This is a genomic window from Gloeocapsa sp. DLM2.Bin57 (genome assembly GCA_007693955.1).
Classification (GTDB): domain Bacteria; phylum Cyanobacteriota; class Cyanobacteriia; order Cyanobacteriales; family Gloeocapsaceae; genus Gloeocapsa.
On the sequence record RECR01000016.1, the window covers coordinates 1 to 6,456 of the forward strand.

The following is a 6,456-nucleotide window of genomic DNA, read 5'->3' on the forward strand; positions in this document are numbered from 1 at the left end:
AAAGAGAAAGCCATTAGTAAAGGCTTGATTAGTAAAGAAAAAGCTAAAAACATGGTTAACCAGGAAGTCTATGAACTACTCTTCCACCCTGGTTTTACTACTAAAGACAAAGCCGATGATTTCTCAGGTCGTGGCGTAGGATTAGACGTAGTCAGAACTAATTTACAGCCGATTAGAGGTACAGTTAGTATTGATTCAACTCTCGGTAAAGGAACTAATTTTACGATCCGTTTACCACTAACTCTGAGTATTTGTAAAGCTTTACCCTGTTTGAGTAATAATGCGCGTATCGCTTTCCCTATTGATGGGGTAGAAGATACTAAAGATTATCGACCCGAAGATATTAAAATTAACGATCAAGGACAGAAATGTATTCTTTGGTCCGGTCAGTTATTACCCTATCTACCTTTAAATAGTTTACTATCCTACAACCGTCAAATTAGTCGTAGTACTATATACGGTGGTCAAGAATACGATGATACTATATCCATAGTAGTACTAAGAGGCGCGGGAAGTTTACTCGCTATTCAAGTAGATAAAATTTTCCCTGAACAAGAAATCGTAATTAAACAAATAGAAGGACCAATCCCTAAACCCGCAGGTATAGCTGGTGCTACTGTACTTGGAGATGGTCGTATTATGCCCATTGGCGATGTTATGGAGTTAATCGAAATCGCCCAAGGAAGACGCAGTATTGACCATAATCTCGTCTCTGATACCACCTATAGTCCTCAAGTACCTAAATTACCTCAAACTACTGAACCTGTGGTGCTAATCGTCGATGACTCCATCACTGTACGTCAATTACTATCTCTAACCTTTAATAAGGCGGGTTATCGCGTAGAAGAGGCTAGAGATGGTCAAGAAGCTTGGGAAAAACTCCGCTCAGGTTTACCCTGTGATTTGGTCTTCTGTGACATCGAAATGCCGCGCATGAATGGACTAAAATTATTATCCATGATGCAGCAAGATCCTAAGTTGCGTGATACCCCAGTAGCTTTATTAACCTCTAGAGGAGCAGAAAAACACCGTAAAGTAGCAGCCGAACTCGGTGCTAGTGGTTATCTAACTAAACCCTGTACTGATAAAGATCTCCTCGATTCAGCTCAACGCATGATCGCAGGCGAAAAACTCATGGGTAAAAGAGTAAGTGCTTCTAGTTCAAGCGTAACCCAATCAGGACAAAAAGTAGAGATGACCGCTTTGATTATCGATGACTCGGTAGTAGTTAGAGAAATGCTCTCTATGACCTTTAAAAAATCGGGTTATCGTGTTGAACAAGCTAGAGATGGTCAAGAAGCTTGGGAAAAATTGCGCTCAGGTTTGCCTTGTAATATCATCTTCTGTGATATCGAAATGCCCCGCATGAATGGCTTAGAATTACTATCTCGCCTACAAGAGGATAATCAGTTAAGTGCTATTCCAGTAGCGATGATTACCTCTCGCGGTGCTGAAAGACATCGTAAAATTGCTGCTGAATTAGGAGCAAAAGCTTACTTTACTAAGCCATATATTGAAGAGGAGTTGCTAGATGCAGCTAAACGCATGATTCAAGGGGAAGTTTTCCTGAAAGAATCAGAAACGGTTTAGTTATCCCAGGAGTGTAAGGCTCTTAATTGAGAGCCTTTTTTAGATTGATGGGCTTCCATTCGAGTGAGAACATCGTCTAAAATGCTCACAGCTTCGATAATAAATGACCCTTTATTGAGCATAACACACTCTGCTCTCTCTCCCATAGCTGCGTCAGTAATTTCGGCTCGGGAAGGAATACCTGTTTTAACTAGGGTTTCTAATACTTGTGTTGCCCAAATGACGGGAACATGAGCAGCTTGACATAACCAGAGTATCTCTTCCTGCATTTCGGCTAAACGTTGATAACCAATTTCTACTGCTAAGTCTCCTCTGGCGATCATTACCCCGAAGGGTTGTTTACCTGCAGCTTGTACAATTAACTCGGGAAGGTTGTTAATCGCTTCTTGGGTTTCGATTTTAGCGATAATTGCTTTATTCCTCCATTGAGCACCTAGACGCTTTTCTAATTCTGTTTGTAATAATTGAATATCTCTAGCTGTTTGGACAAAAGAATAACCGATTAAATCAGCGTGATTGGCTACAAAATCGAGATCTGCTAAATCTTTTGCTGTTAAAGGGTTTAAGTTAATGATTGTTTCGGGAAAATTAATACCTTTGTCTGCTTTTAATTTTTCTCCCTTCGGACGTGTGTGGGTAACACGTAGCCAGATACCTTGACTATCGATTGACTCTATAATTGCTCCTAAATGACCATCATCTATCCAGATTCTTGTACCGATTTTCAGTTTGGGTAAAATCTCTGGTACGCTACAACTAACTTGCCAATAGTCAGGATGGGGTTGAGAGGGTTTATCTTTGCTTAGTAAAATAATCTCATCAGGATGTATGCGTTTTTCTCCATTGGGGGATAATACCTCTTCAAGACGAATCTTAGGACCGGCTAAATCCATCAATAAACGACAATTTCTCCGAGTTTGGAGTTTAGCTTTATTGATGTGCTCAATCATTTTTTGCCACTCTTCGGGGCGATCGTGCGCACAATTAATCCGCAAACAGTCTGTCCCTCTGATTAGTAATTCTTTGACTAGTTCGTAATTGTCTGCCGCTTCCCTAGGAAGAGTTACCATAATTCTCACTTGACGCGCTTGAGAACTATTACCAAATACTTCTATTGTATTTTTATGTAATAATTGGTCTCCTGCGAAAAAGTCAGTTAAAGATGGTCTTGATTTGAGGGGATTAGGTTGCTGACAAATTTCTGCTAAGGTACAAGTTACTGCGTCTAAATTGGGGATGACTCTACTTTCGATTTTACCTAAAGATGATAAACCCCAGGGCATTAAGGCTAGTTGAATTTGACGTAAATCTTGTTTACGTAAGGCTAGATAATGAGCCAGATTTTGGGCGCTGTGATGAAAGGTTTCTCGCGTAATTAGCGATCGCCAAGGTTGATAAATAGCTTCACCTTCTCTAATCACCGTTTCTCTTAACTGTTGTAAATCTTGGAGCAGATTGTTAGAATTAACTACATTAACCATTTTTGACTACTCCTACTTATCATAAAAATGGGTTTAACTGACCGTGATTGTTGATCTACTCATTTTTTTCTCAGTTTCACCTAACTTAATATTAGCACAATTCCCCCTATCCCTATCAAAGCTAAAGCCAATTGGTTTAAAATTTCTTTTGACTTTGTAAAGATTAACTTTTAGCGACATATCTGTAAATTGATAAATTAAGTCTAATTCTAACTCAAGTTCTTCCTGAAGATAAGATAGCAAATTTTCTGAAGGATTATAAATAAAAATAGTTTGTTCCCCAGAGTTTATATTTAAGGCAGAAAATTGTTTTATCCACATAAATTTTGTTTCAGAATCAACTTGATGGGCTAAAGGTAGTAACGTAGTTAAGCGTCCGTCGGAGATAACTAATGGTTCGGAAACTTGATTAATTATTTTAGCTGAGTAAACATCAAATTCAGACCATCCCCACCATGTATCTGCTTGAGCATTAAATCCAGAAGAGAATATACTAGAGGATAAAATTAACGAGATCGCTACTTGCCAAACCTTGTTTTGAACAGTAGTTAGTTTATTAGTGAATAAATAAGCTATACTAATCACTAAACCAACATAACAAGGAAAAAAATATTGAGGGATTCGTGAATATTGTCCCCCAAAAACCAAATCTTTAACTAGAAAAGTTAAACTATTGACACCAATTAAGCTATAAATAAAAAGCCAAGTTTTAATAGGGGTTGTTTGTTTCAAAAAATAAAGAGCATAAATAATAAGAACCAAAATTGGTAAAGCTAAATAAACCAAAAACGAATTATATTCTGGTGACCAAGATAGAAACATTCGACTGAGATTAAGTCCCCATAATTTTCCTAAAATAGACAAAGATACTGGCTGATTAAGCCAACTGGCAAAACTTTTTGTTGATTGATATTGATAGATAAATATACCGAGCCAAGGACTAAAAAAAATTAAACTTCCTAGCAAAGCTGATAGGTATTTATTAAACATATTTCTGTCAATTATTAATACATAAAAACCATGAGCTATTAATACTAATACAGACAAAATATGAGTATATAAACTAAGAGATAGAGTCAGACTATATAATAACCAGAGATACCAACGATTGAGTTTAAAAGCCCTTAATAAAGCAGCAGAACAAACAACAATCATAACGCCCCAAAGACTATATTCTCTGACTTCTTGAGCGTATCTGATCCATAGTGGTGAAATAGCCGTCAAAGCAATAGCCATCCTGCCAACCAAAGCAGAATCAAAAAGTTCCAAACATAACCAATACAAAGCAGGAAAAACCAATAAACTAATTAGGGCAGATAAACAACGCATACTCCAAACTGAAATACTAACCTTTATCACCCAACTTCTAAGTAATAAATAATCTAAAGGAGCATGTTCTGGATGAGTAGCTAAAGCCGAGATTGTCTCAGTTAAATTCTTATCTGGAGCAGGTTTTTGTAATTGAAGTAAATCATCACGATTAACAATTTTATCCCTTAAGGATTGAATATATATTTCGCTGACTTGATAACCGTTAACTCGCAAAGCAGACAAGGTTTCATCTTCCCAATAGGGTTTTTGAGCAAGATTAGTAAAACGAAAAATCACACCCAAAATTAATAAAATTAGGCAAACAATCGTGATTGGCAGAGAATGCTTCTGTGTCAAATGCAAGATTTTGATTTAGATAAATTGGTATTAAGTAATCATAACCGAAACCAATACCCTTTTAGGGTAAGATAGATGTCAAAAATTGTTTGAGATAGTCTCCTAAACCTGGATCTTCCCCTTCGGCGAATTCATAACGCGCACGGATAATCGGTTTATTGACTTTAATTAAACTTGCTAAATCAATAGGAGTGGCTGATATTACCAAATCTGCTGGAGTTCGATTGATGGTGGTTTCTAAGGCTGCTAATTGGGCGGGAAAATAACCCATTGCCGGTAAAATTTTACCTATATGAGGATAGAGTTCGTAAACCGCGGCTATTTCTGGTACAGCATAATCACGAGGATCAACTATTTCGGCAACATTAGCCCTAGTCGCGGCGATATAACCCGCGCCATAACTCATCCCCCCATGGGTAGTGGTTGGTCCATCCTCTACTACCAAAACACAACGATCTCTTACTGCTTCTGGATCATCTAACTCGATAGGAGAATAACCCATCAGAATTTTAACCTCGGGATTAATTTCTCTGATATTTTCTCTAACTTTTTGTACATCGGCGATCGCTGCTACATCCACTTTAGGAATAATCACTAAATCCGCCATTCTCAACACACTTTCTCCAGGATGGTGGGTAGTTTCATCACCAGGGCGCAGAGGATCGACTAAAACGATGTGTAAATCTGGTTTAATAAAAGGAAAATCGTTATTACCACCATCCCAGAGGATTATATCTACTTCTTGTTCAGCTAGAGCGATGATTTTACCATAATCTACACCAGCATAGACTCGATTACCTATCGCTAAATGTGGTTCGTATTCTTCTCTCTCTTCAATAGTACAATTAGCTGTAGCTAAATCCTCGTGAGTAGTAAAGCATTGTACAACTTGTTTTTCTAAGTCTCCATAGGGCATAGGATGACGTATTACAGCTACTTTTAACCCCCATTCCCTTAAGCGTTTAGAAATCCAACGAGTGGTTTGAGATTTTCCACAACCTGTGCGCACCGCTGAAACCGCTATAGTGGGAATTTGCGCAGATAACATGGTTTTAGTTGCTCCTAAGAGGGTAAAATCTGCTCCCATAGCTAATACTCTCGACGCAATGTGCATCAATTCAGTATGGGCAATATCACTATAAGCAAAAATCACCTGTTCAGGGTTAAGGGTTTCTAATTCTGATTCTTCGACAATTGGTATCCCCTCTGGGTATAATTTTCCTGCTAAAGAGGGAGGATAGCGACGATTAGCGATACCTGCAATTTGTGTCGCTGTAAAAGCAATTACTTCTACGTCAGGGTTATCGCGATAAACTTGGTTAAAGTTGTGAAAATCTCTTCCCGCTGCTCCCATAATTACGAGGCGTTGTCTTTTCGTAGTTTGAGACATGATTATTCTTTGCCTCTCTATTTAATTTCATCCTTATCTTTATTTTTACATATTCACCTAGTGAACTAAAGTGGGTTAATTATTCTTTAAATGAGTAAAATGTTATATGGTTAACTACCAATATTTGATTCTCCACAAGTTTCTTCCGCTTCTTGTTCGTTAATTACGTTGTATTTACCTGCTAAATCCTCTTGACTTACCCAAGTTGACTCTGTTTCTTCTGAATTATTAGAAAATGGTTTAATTTCATACCTAGTATTTTCTACTGTCACAATTTGCCAACAACTATCTGTCGTCAATTCCAGATTTTCTACAGTATCTGTAGTT

The 6,456-nt window shown here is 37.7% G+C and carries 5 protein-coding genes; 1 reads left to right on the top strand and 4 read right to left on the bottom strand.

Annotated features, from left to right (window positions below; all coding sequences use genetic code 11):
• The coding region (locus tag EA365_00405) for a hybrid sensor histidine kinase/response regulator (GenBank protein ID TVQ49471.1) at positions 1–1,590 on the top strand (1,590 nt) is incomplete at its 5' end.
• Here EA365_00405 and EA365_00410 read toward each other — a convergent pair.
• The 4 genes from EA365_00410 to EA365_00425 form a co-directional block, all read right to left on the bottom strand.
• Positions 1,587–3,071, bottom strand: coding sequence for a hypothetical protein (locus EA365_00410; GenBank protein TVQ49472.1), 1,485 nt, complete (start codon positions 3,069–3,071; stop codon positions 1,587–1,589). The two genes, EA365_00405 and EA365_00410, sit on opposite strands and share 4 nt — an antisense overlap.
• A 33-nt stretch (positions 3,072–3,104) precedes the next feature.
• Positions 3,105–4,685 carry a hypothetical protein gene (locus tag EA365_00415; protein ID TVQ49473.1) on the bottom strand — a complete coding sequence of 527 codons (1,581 nt, stop codon included), beginning with the start codon at positions 4,683–4,685 and terminating at the stop codon, positions 3,105–3,107.
• 115 nt (positions 4,686–4,800) lie between these two features.
• A complete protein-coding gene (locus EA365_00420; protein TVQ49474.1) occupies positions 4,801–6,129 on the bottom strand; it encodes a GTPase in 1,329 nt (442 codons plus the stop codon).
• A gap of 110 nt (positions 6,130–6,239) precedes the next feature.
• The coding region (locus tag EA365_00425) for a hypothetical protein (protein ID TVQ49475.1) at positions 6,240–6,456 on the bottom strand (217 nt) is incomplete at its 5' end.

Coding starts and splice junctions, on each gene's coding strand:
- EA365_00410 (TVQ49472.1), bottom strand. CDS start 3,071: ATGGTTAATGTAGTTAATTCTAACAATCTGCTCCAAGATTTACAACAG.
- EA365_00420 (TVQ49474.1), bottom strand. CDS start 6,129: ATGTCTCAAACTACGAAAAGACAACGCCTCGTAATTATGGGAGCAGCG.